The organism is Reyranella sp., from assembly GCF_965229815.1.
GTDB lineage: Bacteria > Pseudomonadota > Alphaproteobacteria > Reyranellales > Reyranellaceae > Reyranella.
Genome location: NZ_CBDDJN010000002.1, coordinates 619,252 through 644,890, shown reverse-complemented (window position 1 = coordinate 644,890; position 25,639 = coordinate 619,252). Strand labels below are relative to the sequence as shown.

The 25,639-nt window shown below is 68.6% G+C and carries 22 protein-coding genes; 12 read left to right on the top strand and 10 right to left on the bottom strand.

The annotated features are described in order from the left end of the window. Positions 1–10: 10 nt before the first annotated feature. The 5 genes from acs to acnA form a co-directional block, all read right to left on the bottom strand. Positions 11–1,948, bottom strand: a complete 1,938-nt coding sequence (gene acs / locus ACO073_RS03610) for an acetate--CoA ligase (protein ID WP_421995350.1) — start codon at positions 1,946–1,948, stop codon at positions 11–13. 83 nt (positions 1,949–2,031) lie between these two features. Next, the gene (locus ACO073_RS03605) at positions 2,032–2,703 is read right to left on the bottom strand and encodes a nitroreductase (RefSeq protein WP_421995348.1); all 672 of its coding nucleotides are present in this window, start codon (positions 2,701–2,703) and stop codon (positions 2,032–2,034) included. Positions 2,704–2,709: 6 nt separating this feature from the next. Beyond that, positions 2,710–3,831, bottom strand: coding sequence for an alpha/beta fold hydrolase (locus tag ACO073_RS03600; protein WP_421995346.1), 1,122 nt, complete (start codon positions 3,829–3,831; stop codon positions 2,710–2,712). A gap of 10 nt (positions 3,832–3,841) precedes the next feature. Continuing rightward, a complete protein-coding gene (locus ACO073_RS03595) occupies positions 3,842–4,393 on the bottom strand; it encodes a DinB family protein (protein ID WP_421995344.1) in 552 nt (183 codons plus the stop codon). Between the two features lie 135 nt (positions 4,394–4,528). Then, positions 4,529–7,216: an aconitate hydratase AcnA gene (gene acnA, locus ACO073_RS03590; protein WP_421995342.1), complete on the bottom strand. Its 2,688-nt coding sequence runs from the start codon at positions 7,214–7,216 to the stop codon at positions 4,529–4,531. Positions 7,217–7,329: 113 nt separating this feature from the next. Between acnA and ACO073_RS03585 the strand changes: the two genes are divergently transcribed. Beyond that, positions 7,330–8,328, top strand: coding sequence for a hypothetical protein (locus ACO073_RS03585; RefSeq protein WP_421995340.1), 999 nt, complete (start codon positions 7,330–7,332; stop codon positions 8,326–8,328). A 3-nt stretch (positions 8,329–8,331) separates the two neighbouring features. Here the strand turns inward: ACO073_RS03585 and ACO073_RS03580 are convergent, their stop codons facing one another. Then, positions 8,332–9,129: an alpha/beta fold hydrolase gene (locus ACO073_RS03580; RefSeq protein ID WP_421995338.1), complete on the bottom strand. Its 798-nt coding sequence runs from the start codon at positions 9,127–9,129 to the stop codon at positions 8,332–8,334. 266 nt (positions 9,130–9,395) lie between these two features. Between ACO073_RS03580 and ACO073_RS03575 the strand changes: the two genes are divergently transcribed. Beyond that, positions 9,396–10,076 (top strand): response regulator, encoded by a 681-nt coding sequence (locus ACO073_RS03575; protein ID WP_421995336.1) that lies wholly within the window; start codon positions 9,396–9,398, stop codon positions 10,074–10,076. Continuing rightward, the gene (locus ACO073_RS03570) at positions 10,073–11,440 is read left to right on the top strand and encodes a sensor histidine kinase (RefSeq protein ID WP_421995334.1); all 1,368 of its coding nucleotides are present in this window, start codon (positions 10,073–10,075) and stop codon (positions 11,438–11,440) included. Before ACO073_RS03575 ends, ACO073_RS03570 begins: the two co-directional genes overlap by 4 nt. Positions 11,441–11,457: 17 nt before the next feature. Here the strand turns inward: ACO073_RS03570 and ACO073_RS03565 are convergent, their stop codons facing one another. Beyond that, positions 11,458–11,937, bottom strand: coding sequence for a carboxymuconolactone decarboxylase family protein (locus tag ACO073_RS03565; RefSeq protein ID WP_421995332.1), 480 nt, complete (start codon positions 11,935–11,937; stop codon positions 11,458–11,460). 115 nt (positions 11,938–12,052) lie between these two features. Here ACO073_RS03565 and ACO073_RS03560 point away from each other — a divergent pair, with 115 nt between their 5' ends. Further along, positions 12,053–13,288 (top strand): phenylacetate--CoA ligase family protein, encoded by a 1,236-nt coding sequence (locus ACO073_RS03560; protein ID WP_421995330.1) that lies wholly within the window; start codon positions 12,053–12,055, stop codon positions 13,286–13,288. Positions 13,289–13,552: 264 nt separating this feature from the next. On the opposite strand, the gene ACO073_RS03555 is transcribed toward ACO073_RS03560, so the two are convergent. The 3 genes from ACO073_RS03555 to ACO073_RS03545 form a co-directional block, all read right to left on the bottom strand. Beyond that, positions 13,553–14,182: an ABC transporter ATP-binding protein gene (locus ACO073_RS03555; protein WP_421995328.1), complete on the bottom strand. Its 630-nt coding sequence runs from the start codon at positions 14,180–14,182 to the stop codon at positions 13,553–13,555. 71 nt (positions 14,183–14,253) lie between these two features. Next, positions 14,254–15,414 (bottom strand): ABC transporter permease, encoded by a 1,161-nt coding sequence (locus tag ACO073_RS03550; protein WP_421995326.1) that lies wholly within the window; start codon positions 15,412–15,414, stop codon positions 14,254–14,256. Continuing rightward, the gene (locus ACO073_RS03545) at positions 15,411–16,541 is read right to left on the bottom strand and encodes an efflux RND transporter periplasmic adaptor subunit (RefSeq protein ID WP_421995324.1); all 1,131 of its coding nucleotides are present in this window, start codon (positions 16,539–16,541) and stop codon (positions 15,411–15,413) included. Before ACO073_RS03545 ends, ACO073_RS03550 begins: the two co-directional genes overlap by 4 nt. 310 nt (positions 16,542–16,851) lie before the next feature. On the opposite strand from ACO073_RS03545, the gene ACO073_RS03540 reads away from it, so the two are divergent. The 8 genes from ACO073_RS03540 to ACO073_RS03505 all read left to right on the top strand — a co-directional run bounded on the left by ACO073_RS03540 (position 16,852) and on the right by ACO073_RS03505 (position 25,633). Continuing rightward, positions 16,852–17,556 carry a response regulator gene (locus tag ACO073_RS03540; protein WP_421995322.1) on the top strand — a complete coding sequence of 235 codons (705 nt, stop codon included), beginning with the start codon at positions 16,852–16,854 and terminating at the stop codon, positions 17,554–17,556. Further along, complete coding sequence (locus ACO073_RS03535) at positions 17,553–18,905, top strand: HAMP domain-containing sensor histidine kinase (protein WP_421995320.1); 1,353 nt, start codon at positions 17,553–17,555, stop codon at positions 18,903–18,905. Before ACO073_RS03540 ends, ACO073_RS03535 begins: the two co-directional genes overlap by 4 nt. A 173-nt stretch (positions 18,906–19,078) precedes the next feature. Continuing rightward, positions 19,079–19,801, top strand: a complete 723-nt coding sequence (locus tag ACO073_RS03530) for a DUF4410 domain-containing protein (protein ID WP_421995318.1) — start codon at positions 19,079–19,081, stop codon at positions 19,799–19,801. Positions 19,802–19,948: 147 nt separating this feature from the next. Then, entirely contained in the window at positions 19,949–20,209 is a 261-nt protein-coding gene (locus ACO073_RS03525) for a cysteine rich repeat-containing protein (protein ID WP_421995316.1), read from the top strand. A gap of 145 nt (positions 20,210–20,354) precedes the next feature. Further along, entirely contained in the window at positions 20,355–20,849 is a 495-nt protein-coding gene (locus tag ACO073_RS03520; RefSeq protein ID WP_421995314.1) for a sigma-70 family RNA polymerase sigma factor, read from the top strand. Between the two features lie 67 nt (positions 20,850–20,916). Further along, positions 20,917–21,894: a FecR family protein gene (locus tag ACO073_RS03515; RefSeq protein ID WP_421995312.1), complete on the top strand. Its 978-nt coding sequence runs from the start codon at positions 20,917–20,919 to the stop codon at positions 21,892–21,894. Between the two features lie 118 nt (positions 21,895–22,012). Further along, positions 22,013–24,421: a TonB-dependent siderophore receptor gene (locus ACO073_RS03510; protein WP_421995310.1), complete on the top strand. Its 2,409-nt coding sequence runs from the start codon at positions 22,013–22,015 to the stop codon at positions 24,419–24,421. Positions 24,422–24,760: 339 nt separating this feature from the next. Beyond that, positions 24,761–25,633, top strand: coding sequence for a protein-L-isoaspartate O-methyltransferase family protein (locus ACO073_RS03505; protein ID WP_421995308.1), 873 nt, complete (start codon positions 24,761–24,763; stop codon positions 25,631–25,633). Positions 25,634–25,639: the final 6 nt, after the last annotated feature.

The following is a 25,639-nucleotide window of genomic DNA, read 5'->3' as shown; positions in this document are numbered from 1 at the left end:
CCTTGGCGCCCTACGGCGCGCGGTTCTTAACCAGGTCGTCGACCACGCCGGGATCGGCCAGGGTCGAGGTGTCGCCGAGATTGCCGAAGTCGTTCTCGGCGATCTTGCGCAGGATGCGGCGCATGATCTTGCCCGAGCGCGTCTTGGGCAGGCCGGGCGCCCACTGGATGACGTCGGGCGTGGCGATCGGGCCGATCTCCTTGCGCACCCAGGCGACCAGCTCCTTGCGCAGCGCGTCGGACGAGGGCTGGCCGGCCTTCAGCGTCACGTAGGCGTAGATGCCCTGGCCCTTGATGTCGTGCGGGAAGCCGACCACGGCGGCCTCGGCCACCTTCTGGTTGGCGACCAGGGCGCTCTCCACCTCGGCGGTGCCGATGCGATGGCCCGAGACGTTGATCACGTCGTCGACGCGGCCGGTGATCCAGTAGTAGCCGTCCTCGTCCCGCCGCGCGCCGTCGCCGGTGAAGTACTTGCCGGGATAGGTCTTGAAGTAGGTGTCGATGAAGCGCTGGTGGTCGCCGTAGACCGTCCGCATCTGGCCGGGCCACGAGTTGACCAGGCACAGATTGCCGGTCGCCGGACCCTGCAGGACGTCGCCGGCGGCGTCGACCATGACCGGCTGCACGCCGAAGAAGGGCCGGGTGGCCGAGCCGGGCTTGAGCTTGATGGCGCCGGGCAGCGGCGTGATCAGGATGCCGCCGGTCTCGGTCTGCCACCAGGTGTCGACGATCGGGCAGCGCGAATCGCCGACGACGCGATAGTACCAGAGCCACGCTTCGGGATTGATCGGCTCGCCGACCGAGCCGAGCAGGCGCAGGCTCTTGCGCGACGCCTTCTTCACCGGGGCCTCGCCCTCGCGCATCAGGGCGCGGATGGCGGTGGGAGCGGTGTAGAAGATGTTGACCTTGTGCTTGTCGATGACGTGCCAGAAGCGGCTGGCGTCGGGGTAGTTCGGCACGCCCTCGAACATCAGCGTCGTGGCGCCGTTCGCCAGCGGGCCGTAGACGATGTAGCTGTGGCCGGTGACCCAGCCGACGTCGGCGGTGCACCAGTAGATGTCGCCGTCGTGATAGTCGAAGACGTACTGGTGCGTCATCGAGGCGAACACGAGGTAGCCGCCGGTCGTGTGCAGCACGCCCTTGGGCTTCCCGGTCGAGCCGGACGTGTAGAGGATGAAGAGCGGATCCTCGGCCCCCATGGGCTCGGGTGCGCACTCGGCCGGCACCTTGGCCGCGATCTCGTGCCACCACACGTCGCGTCCGGCGTCCCAGCCCACCTTGCCGCCGGTGTGGCGGACCACCAGCACCTTATTGACGCCGGGGCACTTCTCCAGCGCCTCGTCGGTGTTGACCTTGAGCGGGATCGGCTTGCCGCCGCGCAGCCCCTCGTCGGCGGTGATGACGACATTGCTGTCGCAGTCGACGATGCGGTTGGCCAGGCTGTCGGGCGAGAAGCCGCCGAACACCACCGAATGGATGGCGCCGATGCGCGTGCAGGCCAGCATGGCGTAGGCCGCCTCGGGGATCATCGGCAGGTAGATCGTGACGCGATCGCCCTTCCTGACGCCGAGCTCCTTGAGCGCGTTGGCCATGCGGCACACTTCGGCGTGCAGCTCGCGATAGGTGATGTTCCTGGACTTCGCCGGGTCGTCGCCTTCCCAGATGATCGCCGTCTGGTCGGCGCGCTTGGCGAGATGGCGGTCGACGCAGTTGGCCGACACGTTCAGCACGCCATCGTGGTACCAGCGGATGCGGACGTCGCCGGTATAGTCGACGTCGCGCACGGCGCCCGGGCTGTAGGGCTTGATCCAGTCGACGCGCTTGCCGTGCTCGCCCCAGAACGCAGCCGGGTCCTTGACCGAGGCGTCGTACATCGCCTTGTACTTGGCGTTGTCGACGTAGGCGCGCTGAGCCCATTCGGGGCTGACGTCGATCACTTCGTCGGTCATGGCTTCCTCCCGCCGGATTCTTCGCGAATTGCCAGCGTTTTAGCCCGCTCGCGGCGGGCTCGGCAATTCGACTTTCGGCCGCGTCATCCCTCGTGCCAGACGGTGAAGTCCTGCAGCGGCGCGCGCTCGGTGATGAGGTTGTTCGGCACGGCATCGGGATCGGCGTAGCCCAGCGCCAGGCCGCAGATGACGACCTGGTCGTCGGGGATCGCGAGCTCGCGGCGCACGACGTGCTGGAAGCGGCTGAAGGCGGCCTGCGGGCAGGTATGCAGGCCCTTCTCGCGCGCCAGCAGCATCAACTGGTCGAGGAAGATGCCGCAGTCGATCCACTGGCCGTTGCCCATGCGCCGCTCGACGCAGAGGATCATGCCGACCGGCGCGTCGAAGAACTCGTAGTTCTTGCGGAACTGCTTCAGCATGCCGGCGGCATCGCCGCGCGGCACGCCGAGCAGCGTGTAGAGCTGCTTGCCGACCAGCTTGCGGCGCGCGTCGTAGACCGGCGTGAATTCCTTCGGATAGACGTCGTACTCGGCGCCCGGGCCGGTGTCGCCGTCGTCCATCGCCTTCAGGATGGCGGTCGAGAGGCGCCGGCGCGCCTCGCCGGTGGTGACGTGGAGCTTCCACGGCTGCAGGTTGCCGTTGGACGCCGAGCGGCTGGCGTTGGCGATGATCCATTCGATGTCGGCGCGCGGCACGGGCTCCGGCTTGAAGACGCGCATGGAACGGCGGGAATTGACGGCTTCGGACACGCGCATGAAGGATCAGCTCCGGTTGAGATGGCGGCGCAGGAATTCGAACAGCTTGCGCAGGGCAACGCCATACTCCTGTTCCGTGAAGTAATGCGAGGCGCCGGAGACGATCAGCGTCTCGACGTCCTTGCCGTGGGTCCGGAGGGCCTCGGCCATGGAAAGCGACTGCTCGACCGGCACGTTCTCGTCGCGGTCGCCGTGGATCAGCAGCACGGGGGTGTCGATCTGGGCGACGCGCAGCAGCGGCGAGCGCACGGGCAGGCCCTCCGGGCCGCACAGATCGTCGAGATAGTCGCGGATGAAGGGATTGGCCTCGCGCCAGGCGGCGAGATCGGTCGGCGAGAAATAGGCGGCGACGGCGCCGATCGGCGGCTTGTGCGCGGCGGTGAGCAGCGCGACCTGCCCGCCCATCGAGGCGCCGACCAGGCCGATGCGCCGCGGATCGACCAGCGGGCGATGGGCCAGCCAGTCGATCGCGGCCAGCACGTCGAGCGGCTGGCGCAGCCCCTGGTCGCTTTCGCCCTCCGACCCCAGCCAGCCGCGCAGCGACAGAGCGAGCGCCACGTATCCGTTGGCGGTGGCGCGGCGGGCGAGGCCGACCAGGTTGTGGGCGTGGCCGGCGAAGCCGTGCAGGAGGATCAGCGCCGGATGCGGCGGCGCGCCGGCCTGCGGGCGGAAGAGGTAGCCGCCCAGGGTGACGCCGTGGCCGGGCACGCGCACCTGCTCGGCGTCGGACACTTCGGGCAGCTCGTCCCAGCGATGCGCCACCTCGATGGGCACGCCGTCGGGGTCGCGGAAGGCGACCGAGTAGTAGCCGGGGGCGAAGTAGTCGAGCTCCTTGGGCGGCTGCAGGATCTCCGCACCGGCGTCGCGCATCTCGGCGAAGACCTGGTCGACCTGGGCGCGACTCTCGGCCGACACGGCGAGCCACAGGGCGCCCGGCCCGTAGGACACGCCGTCGCGTGCCTGGCGCATGACGAAATGGTCGTAGCCGCGCGCCCACATGACCCGGTCGGGCCCGGCCCAGACGCGGCGGAAGCCCAGCATGGGCAGCCACAGGCGGTGGAAGGCGACGGAGCGGCCGAGGTCGCTCACCTCGACCGCGGCGCCGGCGAAGGACGGGCGTGGCCGCATCAGTGCCCCGTCACCGCGCCGGCAGGCCGAGCAGCCGCTGCTCGTCGCGCCGCAGGTGCTCCTCGCCGGCCAGGAAGAACTCGTCGAGCTGCGGCGGCTTCACCCCGGTGGCGCTCAGCATGGCATGCGCCTGGCCGCGATGATGGATCTGGTGCTGGAAGAGGTGCTCGAGGACCGAGGCGACGCTTGTCGGCGGCGGCGTGCGGTTGGGCCGCGGCAGCACCAGCCCCTCGGCCAGGCTGGCCTCGCTCTGGCGCTCGCAGAAGTCGACCAGGCGGCGGTCGCTCGCGCGCTGGGCGTCGTAGAGCTGGCCGGCATCGGGGAAGTCCGGCGGCGGCTCGTCGTAGCGCTGCAGCACGGTGGGATCGCGGTGCAGGGCGTCGATGTAGTAGCGATCGACCCAGAGGATGTGATTGAGCGTCGCGCGCAGCGACGGGAAGAAGCCGGTGCGCGGGGCGGCGAATTCCGCCGGCGAGAGCGCCTTGCAGGCCGTCAGCAGACGGTGGTTGGCCCAGGCATTGTTGCCGGCCATGGCGACGAAGTGCTGGGCGAGCGACGTCATCCCAGGCGAACGAACGCCTCCTCTCCCCCGGCAGGGGGAGAGGTTGGGTGAGGGGGTTGCCCGGGCTTTCGAAGCCCCCTCACCTTGCCTCTCCCCCTGCCGGGGGAGAGGAATCCGAGGGAGGCGTTCACTGGCTCACGCCGCGTGCGCGAGGTTGCGCAGCACGTAGTGCAGCACGCCGCCGTTCTTGAAGTACTCGACCTCCTCGGCGGTATCGATGCGGCAGGTCAGGGTCACCGTCTCGCTGGCGCCGTCGCGTCGATGGATCGTCAGCGGCACGTCCATGCCCGGACGCAGGCCGCCCTCGATGCCGCCGACGTCGAAGCTCTCGTGGCCGGTGAGGTTCAGCGTCTTGCGCGTCATGCCGTCCTTGAACTGCAGCGGCAGCACGCCCATGCCGACCAGGTTCGAGCGATGGATGCGCTCGAAGGTCTCGCAGACCACCGCCTTCACGCCCAGCAGGTTGACGCCCTTGGCCGCCCAGTCGCGCGAGCTGCCGGTGCCGTATTCCTTGCCGGCGATCAGGATCTGCGGCGTGTGCTCCTTCTTGTAGCGCATCGCCACGTCGTAGATCGGCTCGGGCTGGTCGGTCTGGTAGTGATGCGTGAAGCCGCCCTCGACGCCCGGCACCATCTCGTTCTTGAGGCGGATGTTGGCGAAGGTGCCGCGCATCATCACCTCGTGGTTGCCGCGCCGCGTGCCGTACTGGTTGAAGTCCTTCGGCTCCACGCCGTGGTCCAGCAGGTACGATCCGGCCGGGCTGTCCTTCTTGATCGAGCCGGCCGGCGAGATGTGGTCGGTCGTGATCGAATCGCCGAACTGGCCGAGCGGCCGCGCGCCCTTGATGTTGTTGAGCGCGGTCGGCGCCTTGCCCATGCCGTCGAAGTAGGGCGGGTTGCGCACATAGGTCGACTTGTCGTCCCAGGCATAGGTCAGGCTGGGCTTGGTCTTGATGCCGCGCCAGAACTTGTCGCCCTTGAAGACGTCGGCGTAGCGCTTCTTGAAGGCCTTGGTCGTGACGAACTTGTCGACGAACTTCTGGACCTCGGCGTTCGAGGGCCAGAGGTCCTTGAGGTAGACCGGCTTGCCGCCCTTGCCGGTCGCGACCGGATCCTTGGTGATGTCGATCTTCATCGAGCCGGCGAGCGCATAGACCACGACCAGCATCGGCGAGGCGAGGTAGTTGGCGCGGGTCAGCGGATTGACGCGGCCCTCGAAGTTGCGGTTGCCCGACAAGACCGAGCCGACGACGAGGTCGCCGTCGGTGATCGCCTTGGTCACCGGGTCGGGCAGCGGGCCGGAATTGCCGATGCAGCTCGTGCAGCCGTAGCCGACCAGGTTGAAGCCGATCTTGTCGAGATCCTTCTGCAGGCCGGCGGCCTGCAGGTACTCGGTGACGACCTGCGAGCCCGGCGCCAGCGACGTCTTCACCCACGGCTTGACCTTGAGGCCGAGCTTCACCGCGTTGCGGGCGATCAGGCCGGCGCCCAGCATCACGTAGGGGTTGGACGTGTTTGTGCAGGAGGTGATGGCGGCGATCACGATGTCGCCGTGGCCGAGATCGTAGTCGGCGCCCTCGCACTTGACGCGCTTGCCGTCGTCGGTGCGGTCGAACTCCTTGTCCATGTTGGCGACGAACTGCGCCGCCGCCTGGCTGAGCGGCACGCGGTCCTGCGGGCGCTTCGGCCCGGCAAGGCTCGGCTCGACCTCGCCCAGGTCGAGATGCAGCGTGTCGGTGAAGACCGGCTCCGGCGACTTCTTGGAGCGCCACAGGCCCTGCTTCTTGGCATAGGCCTCGACCAGCTTGGCGGCCTGGCCACGGTTGGTCGTCTTGAGGTAGCCGATGGTGATCTCGTCGACCGGGAAGAAGCCGCAGGTCGCGCCGTACTCGGGGGCCATGTTGGCGATCGTGGCGCGGTTGGCGAGCGGCATCTCGGCCAGGCCCTCGCCGTAGAACTCGACGAACTTGTTGACCACGCCCTTCTTGCGCAGCATCTGCGTCACGGTCAGCACCAGGTCGGTGGCCGTCGCGCCCTCGCGCAGCTTGCCGGTCAGCTTGAAGCCGACGACGTCGGGAATGACCATCGGCTGGGCCTGGCCCAGCATGGCCGCCTCGGCCTCGATGCCGCCGACACCCCAGCCCAGCACGCTGAGGCCGTTGACCATGGTCGTGTGGCTGTCGGTGCCGACCAGCGTGTCGGGATAGGCGATCGTCTCGCGGCCTTCCTTGCGGGTCCACACGACCTGCGCGAGGTACTCGAGGTTCACCTGGTGGCAGATGCCGGTGCCCGGCGGCACGACGCGGAAATTGTCGAACGCCATCTGGCCCCAGCGCAGGAACTGGTAGCGCTCGAGGTTGCGCTCGTACTCCAGCGCCACGTTGGCCTTGAAGGCGCTCTGGTTGCCGAAATTGTCGACGATCACCGAATGGTCGATCACCAGGTCGACCGGCACCAGCGGGTTGATCTTCTTGGGATCGCCGCCCAGCGCGCCCATGGCGTCGCGCATCGCGGCCAGGTCGACCACCGCCGGCACGCCGGTGAAGTCCTGCATCAGCACGCGGGCCGGCCGGAAGTTGATCTCCTTGGTCGACTTGCCGCCGTTCTTGATCCAGCCGGCGAAGGCGGCGATGTCTTCCTTCTTGACGGTCGTTCCGTCTTCGTGACGGACGAGGTTTTCCATCAGCACCCGCAGCGAGAAGGGCAGCCGCGACAGGTCGCCGACCTGCTTCTCGACCGCCTTGAGGCTGAAGTAGGTGTAGCTCTTGCTGCCGACCGTCAGCGACTTTCGAGCCTTGAAGCTGTTGGGATGGGCGGCGGCCATATTCGTGTCTCCTGGGGTCGGTGCGTGCGTGCGGGCGGGGGCAAAATAGGGGCATGAACGGGCACAGGCAATCGGCGGATGCGGCACCGGCAGCGATGTGCGAGATTGCGCGAATGCGCGCGAAAATCGCCGGTTATTTCGCGGGGTTTGCAGCGCTGGTGATGACCGCGGCGCCGGTCCTCGCGCAGCGCAGCGGTATCGACTCCTGGGACCCGCTGGCGCGCCGGCTCGACCGTTCCCCGGCGGCGCCGATGCTGTCCGGAGACCAGCGCGGTCCCGACCTCGAGGCCCTGAACCGGATCCTGTCCAGCCCCAGGCTGTCGGCCTTCGACCGTTCGATCTACCTCAGCATCCGCGCCTATCAGCTCAGCCGGCTGGGCCGCCAGGCCGACAGCCGCAAGGACATCGCCGAAATGGGCAAGGTCCTGCCGGCCGCCTGGCCGCTGATCCTGTCGGGGACCGTGCCGGAACTGGCCGGCGGCGGCGACCGGGCGGCGGCCCTGCGGACGCTCGACAGCGCCCTGGAGCAGAAGCCGGGGGATGCCTGGCTGACGATCGCCCAGGCACAGGTCTACATGCAGATCGCCGACTTCGTGCGGGCGCTCGGCCTGCTCGATGGCGCGCTCGCGGGGCCGACGACGCCGGCCGACCGCCGCGCCGCGCTCTATTTCCGTGGCCAGGCGAACTTCAACCTGGGCCAGTATGCCCGCGCGGCGGAGGACTTCGACGCGTCGCTGACCGACCGCGCCTCCTTCCGCTCGCGACTGGGACCGCTCCTGTGGCGCTACGCCGCCCAGGCACGCGGCCGGCTCGACGCCCGGGCGCGGCTGGCCCGGGATGTCGGGGCTGAGTCGCTGGCCGACTGGCCCGGCCCCATCGCAGCCTTCCTGCTGGGCCGGCTGCCGGTCGGCGAGCTGGCCGTCGTGGCCGAGACCGACGACGCGGCCAAGCGTGCCGACGGCAAGTGCCCGGCGGCGTTCTTCGTCGGCATCGAGGCCCTGCGCCGCGGCGAGCGCCAGCGCGCCAGCGAGCAGTTCCGCCTCGCCCAGGCGCGCTGTCCCACCATCTCGGAGTTCAACTGGGCCGCGACCAGCGAGCTGAAGCGGCTCTGACCGTCAGCCGGCCAGCGCCAGCGGGGCAATGAAGCGGGCCGCCTCGGCCAGCACGTAGGCCGGCTGCTGCAGGTGCGGACTGTGGCCGCAGTCGGGGACCAGGCGGGTCTCGCAATAGCCGCCGACCTTGCCGGCGATGATGCCGAGCTGCAGCTCGCTGCCGTATTCGTCGTCCTCGCCCTGGATCGCCTGCACCGGCACCACGACACCCGGCAATCGGCCGTCGGCGTCCATCGGCTCGAAGCCCGGCGACAGCCAGGCCTGCGACCACAGGCGAAAGGCGCCGTCGACATTGTCGCCGTGATACTTGAACAGGCGCTGACGCAGTTCGCCGGCCGCGAAGGCCTCCTGCGCCCGGGCAATGGCGACGGTGCAGACCGGCTCGTTGATGGCGTGGGCGGCCAGCGTCACCACAGCGCGCAGCGGCTCGGGGTCGCGGGCCGCGTAGTTGAGCGCGATCGTGCCGCCGTCGCTGTGGCCGACCAGAACGCAGTCCTCGACGCCGAGCGCGGCGAGCAGGCGCGGCAGGACCTCGTCGGCCTCGATCTCCATGTAGCGCACGCCGGGATCGTCGGGCCACGGGCTCGACCGGCCGTAGCCCGTGCGGTCGTAGACGATGCCGCGGCAGCGCGTGGCGTCGCACAGGCGCTGCGGGAAGTCGCGCCACATCTCGATGCAGCCCAGCCCCTCGTGCAGGAACACCAGCGTGGTCCGCTCCAGCCCGTCGTCGGCGGCCGGCGCGAGGCGGCGCACCCGCAGCGCGCGGTCCTCCAGGGCGATGGTCTCGTCGAACGGCGCCATGGGCTTCGCCTTACACGACGCGCCGGCCGACATGAAGCCGGCGAATCGTCGGGCCGGTCGCTCAGCCTGGAGCGGTTCGAGGGCTCTTGCGGCCGCACGACGGCAACGACCCGCGGAACCTCCGGCCGGGTCACCCGGCGATCCCCGGCGCCCGGCGGCCGCGATGGATTACGAAGAGCTGACACGGCGGACGCTTGCTTGTCGCACCGAAGCGCGACAACCGTCATGCTAGGATCGCGACGGCGTCCGGGGAAAGCAGCGGCCGAATGAGGGTCCTTCTCGTCGAAGACAATATCGAGCTCGTCGCCCTCCTGAAGAGGGGACTGGCCCAGGGCGGCTTCGCCGCCGACTCCGTCGGCACCGCCAACGATGCCGATCATGCCGTGACCGCTCTGCAGTACTCGGCGGTCGTGCTCGATCGCGGCCTGCCGGACGACGACGGGCTGCGGGTCCTGCGCGACATGCGCCGCCGCGGCGACGCCACGCCGGTGCTGGTGCTGACCGCCCGCGACGGCGTCAGCGACCGCGTCACCGGCCTGCGCGAGGGCGCCGACGACTACATGGCCAAGCCCTTCGCCATCGAGGAGCTGGTCGCGCGGCTGCAGGCCCTGCTGCGCCGTCCGGGCAACCTCCTGGGCAAGCAGCTGAGCTTCGGCAACGTCTCGCTCGACACCGAGGGCCGGCACGTCACCGTGGCCGGCGCGGTCCGTGCCATCCCGGCGCGCGAGACCGCGGTGCTCGAGATCCTCCTGCGACGCAGCGGCAACGTCGCCCCCAAGCGCCTCTTCGAGGACCATCTGTTCGGCCTCTCCGGCGATGTCGGCTCGAATGCCGTGGAGGTCTACGTCCACCGGCTGCGCAAGATGCTGGCCGACGCCGGCGCGACCGTGAAGATCCATACGGTGCGCGGGGTCGGCTACCTGATGGCCGAGGAAAAGCCGGGGTGACCCGCTTCGGGTCGATCATCTCCCGCATCGTGGCGCTGCATGTGCTCGCCATCGCCGTGGTGGCCATCGTCATGCCGCTGGCCCTCTACTGGATGCTCAACGGGGCGGCGAACAGCCTGCATCGCGACAAGCTGCGGGCGCAGGCGGCGACCATCGGCAACTTTCTCAGGCACGGGACGGACGGGAAGCTGACCCTCGACATCCCTCCGGAGATCCAGCCGCTGCTCGGCGACTACGGTCTCTATGCCTATGCCGTCCTCGACCCGTCGGGGCGGGTGCTGTTCTCCTCGCGCCGCGACGGCGCCGCGCTGGTCTCGCCCCAGGATCACCGCGAGGACTGGTCGATCCGCCGGCGCAACGCCGAGGCCATGCTGTTCGGGGTCACGGTGCCGAAGGTGGTCGACGGCCGGCGCTACGTGCTGCAGGTCGGCCAGGACCTGTCGCATCGCGACGTGATCTTCGACGACATCGTCGCGTCGTTCCTGCCCCGCGTCGCCTGGATCACCTTCCCGCTGATGCTGGCGCTGCTGCTGATCGACATCCTGATCTTCCGGCGGGCGCTCGAGCCGGTACGCGAGGCGTCGACGACGGCCGCCGCGATCGGCCCGGCCCGGACCGACGTCCGCCTGCCGGAGCGCGCGATGCCGACCGAGATCGCTCCGCTCGTTCATGCCGTCAACGAGGCGTTCGACCGTCTCGAGGCAGGCTTCCGCGCCCAGCGCGACTTCACGGCGGACATGGCGCACGAGCTGCGCACGCCGCTCACCATCGTGCGGGCCCGCGTCGATACCCTCGAGGCGGGTCCACTGCGCGATTCGCTGCGCCAGGACCTCGAGAACATGACCCGGGTCGTCAACCAGGTGCTCGACATCGCCGAGCTCGAGAGCTTCGTGGTGGGCCGCGAGGCGCGGGCCGATCTGCAGGCCGTCTGTGCCGAAGCCGTGACATTCATGGCGCCGGTCGCGGTCGCCCAGTCCAAGGCGATCGCACTCACCGGGCCCGAGCAGCCGGTGTGGGTGCGTGGCCATTCCGAGGCGCTGTTCCGGGCGGTCCGCAACCTCGTCGAGAACGCCCTGAGGCACGCGCCGACCGGCGGCTCGGTCGAGGTCGAGGTCGCGCCACCGGCCACGGTCCGCGTGCTCGACGACGGGCCGGGTGTGCCGGAAGCGGAGCGCCAGACCATCTTCCGACGGTTCTGGCGGCGCGATCGCAGCCGGTCCGAGAGCCGCGGGCTCGGGCTCGCCATCGTGGCCCGCGTCGCCGAGACCCATGGCGGCCGGGTCGCGGTCGAGAACCGGCCGACCGGCGGCGCCGCCTTCACGCTCAGCCTGCAGCCCGCCGCGACAGTGATCGCCGCGAAGTGAGGGCGCGGGCGGCCGCCTCAGGCGGCCGCCGCGGCGACCTTCTTCGCGATCGGCGGCGCGAAGCGGAACGCCGCGCCCAGCCGGTTCCAGGCGTTGATGTTGGCGACGGCGACGCTGAGCGCGATCACCTCGTCCTCGCTGAAATGGTCGCGCACCGCGGCATAGGCCTCGTCGGGCACGCTGCGGTCGGCCAGCCGCGTCAGCGTCTCCGCCCAGGCCAGCGCCGCGCCCTCGCGATCGGAGAAGATGCCGGCCTCGTGCCAGGTGGCGACGAGATCGAGCTTCTCCTGCGCGAGGCCCAGCCGCCGCGCAACGTTGAGATGGATCTGCAGGCAGAAGGCGCAGTTGTTGATCTGCGACACCCGGAGCTTGGCCAGCTCGACGATCGACTTGTCGAGGCCCGACTCCTCCGTGCTCTTGCCCATGGCCAGCAGCGCCGCCTGGGCGCCGGGGGCCGTCTTCTGGAAGGTTTCGTAGGCGACGCGGACGTGGCTCATGCCGATCTCCATCGTATCAGAGCTCTGATATAGCGCGTCGACCGGGCCGGGCAAGTGGCGCCTTGGCAAGTCCCGGCTGCGGCGTCTACCGTGGGGAAAATCGGGAGGAAACGCCATGTCGACGCACTACGACACGCTGGAGACCCGGTCGCCGGCCGAGCGCGAGAAGGCGCTGATGCAGGCGCTGCCGCAGCAGGTGGAACATGCCAGGGCCAACGCGCCGTTCTTCGCCGGCTGGCTGAAGGACGTCGACTCGTCCGCCGTGACCTCGCGCGCGGCACTCGCGCGCCTGCCGGTGCTGCGCAAGTCGATGCTGGGCGAGGTGCAGAAGAAGGATCCGCCGATGGGCGGCCTGATCGCCGTGCCGATGAGCCGGGTGCGCCACGTCTTCATGTCGCCCGGGCCGATCTTCGAGATCGACACGGACGAGCCCGACTACTTTCGCGGCGCGCGGGCCATGTACGCTGCGGGCTTCCGGCCGGGCCACGTCGTCTACAACACCTTCTCCTATCACCTGACGCCGGCCGGGCTGATGATGGAATCGGCGCTGCGGGCGCTCGGCTGCGCCGTGGTGCCGGGGGGCGTCGGCAACACCGAGCTGCAGCTCGACGCGATCGCCGGCATCCGGCCCGACTGCTACGTCGGCACGCCGTCGTTCCTCAAGATCCTGATCGAGAAGGCGGCTGAGCTGGGCAAGGACATCTCCTCGCTGAAGCACGCCTTCGTCGGCGCCGAGGCGCTGCCGCCCAGCCTTCGCCAGATGTTCATCGACAGGGGCATGAGCTGCCTGCAGAGCTACGGCACCGCCGATGTCGGCACGATCGCCTACGAGACGCCGTCGCTCGAGGGCATGACCGTGGACGAAGGCGTGATCGTCGAGATCGTGCGGCCGGGCACCGGCGAGCCGGTGCCCGAGGGCGACGTGGGCGAGGTCGTGGTCACGACCTTCAACCGCGCCTATCCGCTGATCCGCTTCGGCACCGGAGACCTGTCGGCGGTGCTGGCGGGCCCGAGCCCCTGCGGGCGCACGAACATGCGCATCAAGGGGTGGATGGGCCGCGCCGATCAGCGCACCAAGGTGCGCGGCATGTTCGTCGACCCCGAGCAGGTCGCCGAGATCGCGCGCAAGCATCCGGGCCTCGGCCGCCTGCGCCTGGTCATCGACTGGGTCGACCAGGCCGACATCATGACGCTCAAGGTCGAGACGGCGCAGCCTTCGGCCGATCTCGGCCGCGCGATGGAGGGGACGATCCGCACCGTCTGCAAGGTCGGCGGCAAGGTCGCCTTCGCGGCGCCGGGAAGCCTGCCGAACGACGGCAAGGTGATCGACGACGTGCGCAAGTACACCTGAGAAGGGCCGACGACCGTCCGATCCCGAGCGAAGGCTTGAAGGCCCAGTACGCCCTGGCCGATAGAATAGGCGCGCCCTGGAGGAACCGCCCGGCTTCGTCTAGCGCGTGGTCCGCAATGTCTTGATCGATGGACGGCGGCGCCTGACGCGGGAGGCGCAGGTGGTCGATCCCGGCATCGTCGGTGCGGACGTGAGACACGGCGGTTCCCGGAGAATATTCGAAGTCTGATATAATGGTTTTTGGGGCAAGCGACGTTGCCCGCGTCAATCGCCTGCGACCCGTCCGGCCACGAGGCGGCCGTCGCTCATCTCGATGATTCGATCGAAGAGATCGATGGACCGATGGTCGTGGGTGACCACGACCACGGCCGCCTGCCTCGCGGTGGCGATGCGGCGCAACAGGTCCATTACCTGCCGGCCGCGAACGCTATCGAGGGCCGCTGTCGGTTCATCGGCAAGTATAAGCGGGGGATCATTGGCGAGTGCCCGGGCGATCGCCACGCGTTGCTGCTCGCCGCCGGACAGCTTGGCGGGCCGATGGTCGATGCGATGTCCCAGGCCGAGGACGCGTAGCAGGTTGACGGCGTGGCCGTGCGCCGGCTTGGGCGGCACATCGTCGATTTCCAGGGCGAGCGCGACGTTCTCGGCGGCCGTCAGGAATGGAATGAGGTTGGCTTTCTGAAAGACGAAGCCGATGCGCCGCCGGCGGAAGTCGCGCAAATGCTCCAGGTCGACGTCGGGATGGGAAACCCGCTCGCCGCGGAAGAAGAGCTCTCCCAGAGAGGGAGGTTCGAGCAGGCCCGCGATCAGAAGCAGCGTGGTCTTGCCGGAGCCGCTCGGCCCGAAGAGGCCGATCAGCTCGCCGGGAAGAAAATCGAGCGAAACGCCATCCAACGCACGAACCGTGCTGTCGCCGCTCGGATAGTGCTTACTTGCGGCACGGACGCTGAGGATCGGCTTGCCGCTCAGGATAGAACCTCCTGGGCCCGAACCCGCATGGCGCGCGAGACGCCGACCATGCTGCCGATCCCGCAGATGGCGGCGACGGCGGCCAGCATGACGACGATGTCTCCGGTCGCGATCACCACGCGGCGTGGAAAGTAGGGAAATACGAGGGCGGCCGTCGTCACGCCCATGGTGAATCCGCCGAATCCGATAAGCGCCGCCTGCTGGACGACCATCGATGCGATGGTCGCGTTCCTGGCGCCGATCAGCTTGAGCATCGCGATCTGGTGCAGCTTCTCGACGGTCATGGTGTAGATGATCAGCGAGATGACGATCGTCATGACGGCGAGCAGCACGCCGGTGAAGGCGAGGATCTGGACGCGCAGCCGCCAGAGCCGCTTGTCGAGCAGGAGGTTCCGCTGCTCGTCTCGGCCGATGACGTTGACGTCCCCCCATTGCTGGATGGCCGATGCGATGCGGTCTGGATCGGCGGCGGGATCGAGCCTGACCAGGACAGCGGCGATCTTGGAATCCTGGGCGACCGAACTCGTTCCCGCTCTGTCGCCTGAGACTGCGCCGGCAGCCCGCGCGAGCAGGACTTCCTCGCTGCTGCGCCGCTGTGCGATGGCGATCGCGTCGTTGACCGAGACGAACAGCAATCCGTCGCCGAGGGAATCCACCATGCCATGGGTGACGCCGACGACCGTGTAGTCGTCCAGCCCAAGCCTGACCTTGTCACCGATCGCAAGCCCGATGCTGGCATCGGCGATCGCCTCGTGATGGCCGGTGTTCAGGAGACGGCCATGAACAAGATTCACCCACCGGCCACGGTCCTTCGGGTAGTCGAGGCCGGTGAGCGTCGCGCGTCTGTCGCGGCCCTCGAAGGGGAACTGCTGGCTTGACTGAACGAAACGCCGTACCTCGGCGACGCCCGCCAGGCCCTCGACTCTCCGGTCGGTCGAGGATGCGATCGCCGAGCCTTCGGCGAACGGGCCGGAGCGGCCGCCCTGGACAACCCACAGATCCGCACCGACCGTTTCGATGATGAGGAGAGCATCGTCGACGATGCCGCGGTAGAGGCCGACCATGCCGACCGAGGCCATGATCAGGAAGCCTACGCCAGTCGCCGTGAGTACGAAGCGGGTCAGGTTGAACCGGATGTCCTTCAGCGCGAGGTTCATCTGGTCGTCTCCGTGCCTCGGACCCGCATTCCCTCGAATGCGCCATCCGGCGCGAGGACGGTGTCGCCGTTCGAGATTCCGGCACGGATTTCGACATGCCTTCCGCCGCTTTCGCCGAGCTCAACGGGTCGCCAGCGGGCACGGCCGCCGCGCGCAACCCAGAGACCCGGCTTGCCGTCACGCCTGACGATGGCCTGTTCGGGCACGGACAGCGCTTGTCGGTGGACGCCGGTGACGACGGTCGCGGTGCCGCGCTGGCCGATGGCCCAGTTCAAGGGACGTTCCTCGAGGGTGATGTCGACGGTGAATTCCCGCGTTTCCACATCGACTTGCCGGCCGAGTCGCAGGATGCGGCCGGCTATGGGCCGGTCGGGCTGTGCGCTGAACCTGACGTGTGATGCCTGGCCGGGCCGGACGGTAGCCATGACGCTTTCGTCGAAGCGCGCCGTCAGCACCAGCGTCGACGGGTCGACTATCTGGACGATGGGTGCGCCCGGTGTCATCAGGTCGCCTGGGTTGCGGTCGCGCGAGACGACGATGCCGAAGAACGGGGCTCGCACGATCGTTTCCTCGATCTGAGCCTCGGCGACCCTGACGGTCGCCGCCGCCGCCTTTTCCTGGGCGATCGCCGCATCAACGGCGGCGCCGGCGCGCGCGAACTCGGCTTCGGCCTGGCGCTGGGCCGCGAGTGCTGCATCGTAGTCGGCCCGATTGGCCCATCCTTGGCGCAGCAGGGCCGATTTCCGAGCGTGGGTGCTGCGCGCATTGGACAGAGCGGCATCGCTCCGTTCCCTCTCGGCGATCGCCTGCGTAACGACGTGCGCAGCGGCTTGGTGCGAAGCGGTGGCAGCGTCCAATTGGCTGGCTAGATCGTCGGCGGCAATTGTCGCGATCAATGTGCCCGGTGCTACGTAATCACCGCGATCGACCAGAACGTCGGACAGTCGCCCCTGGGTCCGCGCGCTGATGGTCGCCTTCCCGAGGGCGTCAAGCGTCCCCGGCCCTCTCGTCTCGATATCGAGGGGGCCGCTCGTGACAGGGAACTGCGCGACGGTGCGCGGCCTGCCGTAGCGGTCTCCGGCGGCGATGCCCACGGCGGCAGCGACCAGGGCGAGGGACAGGGTCACGCGGGACTTTGTGCGGCGTCGCCGCGACGGTGGCCGACCGCCGGCCAGCATGTCGGCCACCGACAGGTCCGCCGGCCCGCCCTCCCGGTGCGGGATCGGAAGCTTGGGCGCCTCGTCAGGGGGGGGCCCAGTTCTCGGTTCCTTGCTGGTGGGCATGCCCGAATCAGTATCCGAGAGAGGTTGGATGGGTTTGACCGATCCGCATCGCTTCTCGGCAATTGGTCAATGGCAGGTAACAGTTTGTAAAAGTGACCGCAGCGACTTCCGACGCTGCTATGTAAGGAGTGATGAGACATGAGAGGGCGCAAGCATGCCCGCGATCCTGATCGTCGAGGACGATCCAGACATACGGCGGCTCGTCGCCGGGCTGATGCGACGCGAAGGCTTCAGCGTCGAGGAAGCGCGAGATGCGGTTGCCATGGACGCGATCATGACCCGGATGCGGCCCGACCTGATGGTGCTCGATCTCATGCTTCCAGGGGAGGATGGTCTTTCGATCTGCCGACGGATCAGGGCGAAGGAAACTCTGCCGATTCTGATGCTGACCGCCCGGAGCGACGAGATCGACCGGGTGGTGGGGCTCGAAGTCGGTGCGGACGACTATCTTGTGAAGCCTTTCGGGACGCGGGAGCTGGTGGCCCGTGTGCGCGCCCTGCTTCGGCGAGGGAGCATGCTGCCGGTTGGGCCGCGCACGCGCCGTTTTGCGTTCGATAGGTTCGTCATCGACCTCGACGCCCGGCAACTGGCGGATGACGCTGGCTGCGCTGTGATCCTGACGAGCGCAGAGTTCGATCTTCTTGCGTGCTTCGTCGAAAGGCCACGTCGCGTGCTGACGCGCGACCAGATACTCGATTGGACACGTGGTCGGTCAGCCGATCCCTTCGATCGAACCGTCGACATGCTCGTTTCCCGACTGCGCAAGAAGCTCCATGCGATGGATTCCACTCCCAATCTGATCAGTACGGTGCGCAATGGAGGCTATCTCTTCACGGCAGTCGTGAAGCCGGAGCCATGATCCGCCTGAACTTCGCCGCCAGAATCGCGACAATCGTCGCGGTCGGTGTGATGGTGGCGTGGATCGGTGCCATCGTGCTGTACTACTGGTCGCAGGGCTTGGAACAGCAGGCCGTCCGTCCGCCGCCGTCTCAGATTGCGGCGCTCGTGGAGGTCTTGGAGCGGACTCCATCGGCGGATCGGCAAGGCGTGCTCGATGCGGTGACGACGCGCAGCCTCCACGCCCGCCTTGAGAAGGAAGACCTGCAAGTCGGCCCCGGAGACCGGACCGATCTGCCGAAAAGCGAGGCATGGCAGGCCTACGCAGCCAGCTTGGGCGACCGCCACTTCGCCGTCGCTTCGGTGCTAGCCGCTGCTTTGTCGCCAGCTCCCCGACCTTTCGCCGGTAGCGCGAACGCGTTTGAGATTCGTGTTCGATTGAGGACGGGCGAGACGCTCGTCGTCGATGCCCGGAGCCCGATCGCCGTCACCGAGATCGGCCTGCCACTGGGGCTAGGTGCCGGTCTGCTCGGAACGCTCATCGCATTTGCCGCCCTGGTCGTCATGTTCCGTGAAACCAGGCCGCTTGCCCGGCTTGCAGCGGCAGTCGATCGCATGGACCCCGCCGGTGAACCAGTACCCGTGCCGAAGGCGCCGGGAAGCGCCCCCGAGATTCAGGTTCTCATCGCGGCCTTCAACCGATTGCAGGCGCGCCTGTCGCATCTCCTGCGCGCCCGGATGGCCATGCTCGGCGGCATTTCCCACGACGTCCGGACGTTTGCGACCCGGTTGCGGTTGCGGGTCGATCAGATCCCCGACAGGACCGAGCGAGACCGCGCGATCGGGGATATTTCCGACATGATTCGTCTCCTCGACGACGGGATTCTCGCCAGCCGCGCCGGCGTCGGCGAACTGGCCGAGGAGCTTGTCGAGTTCGACGAGATCGTCCGCGCCGAGGTCGAGGACAAGCGTGCGACCGGGGCACCAATCGATCTTCGGCTGGCGCCGGAAGCGTCGGGTGCCGTTGTGCTCGGCGATCGCCTGGCACTCCGGCGGGTCGTCGGGAACCTGGTGGACAATGCCCTGAAGTACGGCTGCGCCGCGCATCTTTCGCTGGCCGTCGAAGCGGGAAGGCTCGTCCTGGCGGTCGACGACCGGGGCCCGGGCATTCCGTCCCATATGCGTGACATCCTGCTCGAACCTTTCGTGCGGCTGGAAGGTTCGCGCAACCGGCGCACGGGCGGCGCAGGCCTCGGCCTCGCCATCACGCGCAGTCTTGTCGAGGCCCATGGCGGCACCGTCGTGATAGGCGATGCGCCTGCCGGTGGCGCCCGTCTCGTCGTGCGCCTGCCGGTCTTCAACGCGTCCTGATCGTCACTGTTGTCCGGTGCAGGCGGCGTCCGGGCTAGCGGAACAAACTGTTACGCGGCAGCCAACAATTGCGAATGGATGATGCGGGCCAATCGAACGGCGCTGACATTGCTCCTGCAGAACGCCTGTGCGGTCCGGCCTCCGTTGCGGCTGTCGACTGCAGGAGGGCTATTATGAACACACGCGCCGCCACATCTGTCGTCGAAGGGGAGGACAAGCGAGGATGGATCGCCGCCCTGCTTCGCGTCGCCGGTCTGGGCTTTCTTCTGGTGGCGCTCGCTGCCTGCGCGGCGGCTGAAGTGATGAATGTCGCGCAGACGAAGGTCACGTCACCCGCGCCGTCCAGGGTCCTCGTCGAGGCCAGTGCGTCGCCGACGACGTCAGGAGCGGCCGATGACGAGCGGACTGCCGACGAGGCGGCGTCCGCACTTCGATCGGAACTGGTTGAACAGCTCGCTGCGGCGGGAATTGTCGCCGAGGCATACGCTCTTCCGGGCGCCGTTCCGGCCGATGTCATCCTGCTGCGCATCTCTATCGTGGAGGCGAAGGAGGGCAGCAGCACCGGGCGGTTTCTCCTTGGCTTCGGATTCGGCCGCGCGACGTTGCAGGCCAAGGCGAGCCTCGAGCGCGTGGAAGATGCCGAGACCCGGCCAATCATGAGCTTCAGCACCGCCAGCGACAGCGGCCGCATGCCCGGCCTCGTCATGGCTGGCGGCGGCGCGGTCGCCGCGGCCAGCATCGTGCCGCTGGCCCTCGGGGCGACGGTGCGCGCGATCCGTTCGGCCGCCGCGCCGGCGAATGATTTCGGCGGAACGATCGGCCCGACTGCGACAGCGATCGTCGATCAGCTCAAGGGCTACTACGCTGCCGTCGGCTGGCCGTGGCCGCATGGCTGACGAGATGGTTGGCCGGCGTGCGCAACGGGCCGCTACAAATTTCTACAAACCCAGACGGACCGTACAAATCCCAGCGACATGGCGGTGCGAGCCTGTCGGGCACCGGGCGGTGGGTTCGGCTATCCAACTCTCTCGAAGGAAGCATCGATGAAGCAGCACGTCCCGATGTTGACGCTGGCGATCGTGGTCGTTATGGCCGGTTCGCCCTGGAGCACCGTGCAGTCCCAGCAGCGGGCGCCATCGCCGAACGTGGAGAAGCTCCGTGAGGCGTGCGGTTCCGACGTGCAGCGGCTGTGCGCCGGCACCAGGCCGGGTGGCGGGCGTTTGCTGCAATGCATCCGCAGTCATCAGTCCGACCTGACAGTGGAATGCAAGGCAGCGCTGGCCGAGGCCGCTCCGTCCAAATGAAGCTCCGCCGAGGCGAATAATCCGATTCTGCGATGCGTGTCCGCGTCGCGACCTTGTCAGCGGCACGCTCCCATCTATAAATTGCGAACGAGTCGCATTTGTAACTTGGGACGACGGGCGGAGCGTGTCTTACGAGCAGAGCCTATTGGCACTCTATATCGCCCATCGCGGCGAGCTGGTGAACTATGCCAGCGGCATCGTGGGCGACCGCGCGCGGGCCGAGGACGTCGTCCAGGAGGCCTGGCTGCGGTTCGGCGCGGCGGCCGAGCGGCGCGCTCCGGAGGAGCCGCTCGGCTACCTCTACCGCGTGGTCCGCAATCTCGCGATCGATGGCAGGCGGCGCCTGACGCGGGAGGCGCGGGTGGTCGATCCCGGCATCGCCGCGGACGGCGGTCTCGCGGTCGCGGGGCATCCGACGCCGGAGAGCGAGGCCGAAGGGCGCGAGGAGCTGCGCCTGCTGCAGGCCGCGATGGCAGAGCTGCCCGAGCGCACGCGGATCGCCCTCGAGATGCACCGGTTCGGCGGCTTCAAGTTGCGGGAGATTGCGGCCCGGCTCGGCGTCTCGGTGACGGTGGCCCATGAGCTGGTGGCAGCCGGGCTGGCCCACTGCCGCCGGCGGGTCCGGCCGCCCCATGAGTAACGATCTGGTGTACGGACGAAATTTGCCCGCCCTCGGCCGTCGAATGGGCAGGAGGGACATGCTCAGGATGGACAGGCCGCCCGGCAACGACGATCGCGCGTCGATGGAGGCCGCCCGCTGGCTGGTCGCGATCGAGGACGATCCCGGCGACGGGGCGTTGCGCGATCGCATCGCGGCGTGGCGGGCGGCGGACCCGGCCAACGAGGCGGCCTGGGCCGATACTGCCCATGTCTGGGGCCTCATGGCCGAGACCGCGCCGCGCTCCGACGGGCGAGGGCGCACGCCCGCCACCCGGACGCACTGGCCGGCGGGACGCCGGGCGGTGCTTGCCGTGACGGCTGCGCTCGCGGCCTGCCTCTTCCTCTTCCTCCTGGCCGCGCCGGGGATCGTCCTGCGCTTCCAGGCCGACCAGGTCACCGGCACCGCCGAGGTGCGACCGGTGGGCCTCGACGACGGCAGCACTGTCCTGCTGGCCCCCGACAGCGCCATCGCGCTCGGCCACGGCGATGGCTCCCGGAGCGTCCGGCTGCTGAAGGGCGAGGCCTTCTTCGAGGTGACGCCGGATCCCCGGCGTCCCTTCACGGTGCTGGCCAACGGCGTGAAGACGACCGTGCTCGGCACCTCGTTCAATGTCCGGCTGGCCGGGGACGGTACCGAGGTGGCCGTTCGCTCCGGCGTCGTGCGGGTCGAGACGACCGCCGGCACGCCGCCGGTCGCGCTGCAGCTTCAGGCGGGCGACTGGGGCCAGCTCGCGGTCGGCGCCGGCGCCCGCCGCGGAACGATCCCGCCGGACGAGGTGGCGCCCTGGCTGCACGGCCAGCTCGTCGCCCGCGATCGGCCGCTGGGCGACGTCGTGGACGAGTTGCGACGCTCCTATGCCGGCACCATCGTCATCGCCGGCGACGCGTTCCGCGGGCGCCGCGTCACCGGCGTCTACAATCTCGCCGATCCCGAGATGGCGCTGCGCGCCATCGTCGGCGCGCACGGCGGGACGGTGCACCGCCTCTCGCCGTGGCTGCTCGTGGCGTTCGGCGGTCGGGAATAATCGCCGAGGCAGGCGAAAAAAGCTCTGCCGCCGTCGTTCCCTGCTCGAGGCTCGATGCCGAGACGCATTTGCATGACGTCGCATCCGGTCCCTGCGTTGACTGTTGGGGGAGTGGGCGATGGGCGCGGCAAGCGTGCGCGGCGTGTTGTGGAGTGTGCTGGCCGCGATGGCGGTGGGGCAGGGAGGGACCGCGGTCGCCCAGCAGGGCGCACCTGAGCTTGCCCAGCAGCAGGTGACCTTCGACATCCCGGCGCAGCCGCTCGGCGACGCTCTGGCGTCGTTCGGCCGGCAGTCCGGCATGCAGGTTTCGATCGACGGCGGGCTGGCCCGGGGCGTCTCCTCGCCGGGTGTCAGCGGCACGATGACGCCCGAGCAGGCGCTCGGCCGCCTGCTGGCGGGCACAGGGATCACCTACCGGATGACCGGCGGCAACACGGCGCTGCTCCAGCGCCTGCAGGGCAACGAGGGCGGCGCCCTGCAGCTCGATCCCCTGCATGTCCAGGGGCGGGTGCCGCCGCCGACCGCCACCATCGGCACCCTGCCGCCGGCCGCGCCGGGCGGCCAGGTCGCGATCGGCGGCCGCGAGGGTTTCCTCGGCAACCGCGACTACATGGACACGCCGTACAGCGGCAGCGCCTACACCTCGACGCTGATGGAGAACCAGCAGGCCCGCACCATCGCCGACGTTGTGGCCAACGACCCGTCGGCCACCAAGTACGGCCTCTCGATGTACGACACGTTCCGCATGCGCGGCTTCATCCTGGGCGGCGGCGCGATCTCCTTCGACGGTCTCTACGGGCTGGTGCCCGAGGATCGCGTGCCCGTGGAGGCCTTCGAGCGGGTCGAGGTGTTCCGCGGTCCGAGCGCCTTCCTCAACGGCTTCGTCGGCGCCGTCGGCGGGACGATCAACATGGTGCCCAAGCGCGCCACCGGCACCGACGTCACGTCGCTGGCCGCCCTCTACGGGACCAATGCGCAGTTCGGCGCCCGGGCCGATGTCGGCCGCCGGTTCGGCAGCGACCGGCAGGTCGGCGCCCGCTTCAGCGGCCTGTACCGCGACGGCTACACGCCGCTCGCCAACAACAAGGAGCGGACCGGCAACGCCGCGCTCTCGCTGGACTATGCCGGCGAGAACGTCCGGCTGGCCGCGCATTTCGGCTACACCAAGCAGGACAGCCTGGCCGGCAACCAGCTCTTCATCATGACGCCGAACGTGCCCGTGCCGGCGGCGCCCAACGCGTTCTCCGCCGTCCAGCAGCCGTGGGAGACGATGAACACCCAGTTCTACTACGGCATGGGTCGCGGCGAGGTCGACCTCGCGACCGACTGGACGGCCTACGCCGCCTACGGCCAGTCGTTCTTCAGCGAGATCTGGCAGCGGACCCTGGGCACCGGCCTCAACCAGTTCGGCGGCTTCACGTCGTCGGGCCAGGAATATTCGCGAACCTACGCCAAGCAGACCGGCGAGGCCGGCGTGCGCGGAAAGATGGTCACCGGCCCGATCCAGCACTCCCTGGCGATGGTCGCCACGGGCTACTGGGAGCTCGTGGGCAGCGGCTTCGGCGCCTTGCCCTTCACCCTGGCGAACAATCTCTACAATCCGGTCTTCCTGAACGCGCCGTCCTTCGCGGCGGCCAATCCCAATCCGCCCAAGTCGGCGGCCACGACCCTGCTCTCCTTCGCCCTGTCCGACACGCTGTCGGCCTTCGACGACCGGGTCCAGCTGCTGCTCGGCGCCCGCCAGCAGTCGATCCAGAACAGCAACTACGCGGCGACCGGCGCCCAGACGAGCAGCTACTTCGCCAGTGCCGTGACGCCCTCCGTCGGGCTGGTCGCCAAGCCGCTGAAGAACGTCTCGCTGTACGGCAACTACATCGAGGCCCTGCAGCAGGGGCCGGTGGCGCCGTCGACGGCGGTGAATGCCGGGCAGATCTTCGCGCCGACCCGGTCCTGGCAGATCGAGGCCGGCGCCAAGGTCGACCTCGGCCAGTGGTCGGCGACGCTCGGCCTGTTCCAGATCACCCAGCCCGCCGGCATCACCAATACCGCCACGAACACCTTCTCCGTGGACGGCCAGCAGGTGAACCAGGGACTCGAGCTCAACGTGTTCGGCCAGCCGCTCGACGGCTTCAGGATTCTGGGCGGCATGATGCTGCTCGATCCGCGGCTCGCCAGGACGGCCAACGGCACCTTCGATGGGAGGATGGCGCCGGGCACGCCCAACTTCACGCTGAAGCTCGGCGGCGAATGGGATACGCCCTTCGCGAAAGGGCTGACGCTGGCGGCGCGCGTGAACTACTTCAGCAGCCAGTACGTCAACGAGGCGAACACCCAGAGCATTCCGGCCTACACGCTTGTCGGTGTCGGCGCGCGCTATCGTTTCGAGGTCGACCGCAAGGCCCTGTCGATCCGCGCCAACATCGAGAACCTGTTCAACGAGAGTTCCTGGGCCTCGGCCTACACCGGCGGCGTCCTCTATCGCGGCTCGCCACGGACCTTCTACCTGACGCTCGGGGCCGATTTTTGATACTATATATAGATAAGAACCATTTATACACCACCATATATAGACATCACCGACCGTCGCCTGAAGGACGACTGGTGGACCGCCGGGCCGGCAAGAGCCTGGCTTCGGCCATCCATACGGTGCGAAAAAACTCCCGCCGGCGGTGCCGGCGTCATGGTCTGGCCGACCGCCCCACGCGGCAGAGGCATTGCCCTGTCGCCGCGCCGCGCGGATCACGCAATCGATAACGGCGACGGCGGGGCGCGCGCTGGCAAATCCGCCACAATTCCCGTATCAAGTCCTCGTGCGGTCGCCCTCGATCCCCTCATCCAAATGGGGCCCGTGCCAAGGAGGATTATCTTGAAGAGACGCACTTTCGTCTCCGGCAGCGCGGCGCTGGCTGCCGCCGGTCTTGCCTCGACGGCGGCCTCGGCCGCGAGCATCAAGCCCTACAGCTGGGATCTCAATCCGCCGACCGACACGCGCGACAATTTCATCGCCTGGGGCAAGTCGCGCGGCGAGGACCCCGTGTTCCTCGGCCAGCGCTGGGACCGCTTCCAGGCCCTGGTGCGCAACAAGGACATCTGGGGAGCCGCCACGATCCGCGCCTTCCTGCTGACGCCCCGCGAGGAGTTCGCCTCGATCAACCCGGCGATCCACAAGCGGGCCTACGAGCACGCCTTCCTCGACATCGGCTACGGCGTGACCATGTCGGGCCCGCACCTGCAGGCGCGCATGACCAATGTCATCGACGTCAAGCGCGGCGAGAAGGTGCTCGAGATCGGCACCGGCTCGGGCGTGCAGTCGGCCTACATCGCCAACCTGACCGAGAACGCCTACACGATCGAGATCATCGCGCCGCTCGCCGCCCGTACCCGCGGCCTGTACGACAAGCTGATCGACAAGGGCTACACCGAGTACAAGCACATCAAGACCAAGCAGGCCGACGGCTACTACGGCTGGGAAGAGAACGGCCCGTTCGACAAGATCATCGTGACCTGCGGCATCGACCACGTGCCGCCGCCGCTGCTGCAGCAGCTCAAGGCGGGCGGTCTCATGGTGATCCCGGTCGGACCGCCGGGCGCTCAGCGCGTGCTGAAGGTCGCCAAGCTCCAGGGCGCCGACGGCTCGATCACCACGACCCGCGAAGACATCTACGGCGGCAAGATCGTGCCGTTCGTGCCGTTCACCAAGCTCGAAGGCGAAAAGGTCGTCGGCACGCACAACCGCTGACCGGTT